The organism is Mesorhizobium sp. M7A.F.Ca.AU.002.02.1.1 (assembly GCF_003998535.1).
Lineage (GTDB): Bacteria > Pseudomonadota > Alphaproteobacteria > Rhizobiales > Rhizobiaceae > Mesorhizobium > Mesorhizobium ciceri.
In genome coordinates this window covers 1-901 of record NZ_RZPB01001316.1, presented here as the reverse complement: position 1 = coordinate 901, position 901 = coordinate 1, and the positions used below count along the sequence as shown (strand labels likewise).

Genomic DNA, 901 nt, shown 5'->3' with positions numbered 1-901 from the left:
ACTTTTCTCTCCTGACATGAATGCTGCCAAAACCCTGCTAGCATGGGTTGGAATCAGCCATTCGACCCTCGGTCAAAACACGTCAAAGTGATACCTGCATGAAGGAAAAGATCTCGCTCCCGATGGCCCGGCGCATCGCCCTTGCCGCCCAAGGGTTCCTCGATCCTCGCCCGACCGGCACGCCCGACCGCCGGCATTTTGCCCGCACGCTCTCCCGCACCGGCCTGTTGCAGATCGATTCCGTCAGCGCGGTGGTGCGCGCTCATTATATGCCGCTCTATTCGCGCCTTGGCCCCTACCCGTTCTCGCTGCTCGACAACGCGGCCGTGACGCGTAAGCGCACGGTTTTCGAATACTGGGCGCACGAGGCGTCCTTCCTGCCGGTCGAGACATACCCGCTGATGCGCTGGCGCATGCAGCGCGCCGAGCGGGGCGAGGAAATGTATCTGGGTCTCGCCAAATGGGGCCGCGAGCACGCCGCCTACATCGAAGAGATCTACCGCGAGGTCGCCGAGCGCGGCCCGATCGCCGCTTCCGCGCTGGAGGGCCAGAAAGGTTCGGGCGGCTGGTGGGGCTGGAGCGATGCCAAACACGCCTTCGAATGGCTGTTCTGGGCCGGCCGCATCACCACGGCGCACCGCCGCGGTTTCGAGCGCTTCTATGACCTGCCCGAGCGCGTGCTGCCGCAGGCGATCCTCGATCTGCCGGTGCCGACGCCTGAGGACGCGCACCGCGAATTGCTGCGCATTTCCGCCCGCGCCCACGGCGTGGCGACTTCAAGCGATTTGCGCGACTATTTCCGCCTGTCGCCGGCCGATATGAAAGGCCGGTTGGAGGAACTGGTTGAAACGGGCGAGTTGCTGCCGGTGCGTGTCGAAGGCTGGGACAAGCCGGCCTATCT

Annotated in this window: 1 protein-coding gene; it reads left to right on the top strand. The window is 64.7% G+C overall.

The genetic code is table 11. The annotated features are described in order from the left end of the window. Window positions 1-98: 98 nt before the first annotated feature. The coding region (locus EN879_RS37395) for a crosslink repair DNA glycosylase YcaQ family protein (protein WP_164774916.1) at window positions 99-901 on the top strand (803 nt) is incomplete at its 3' end.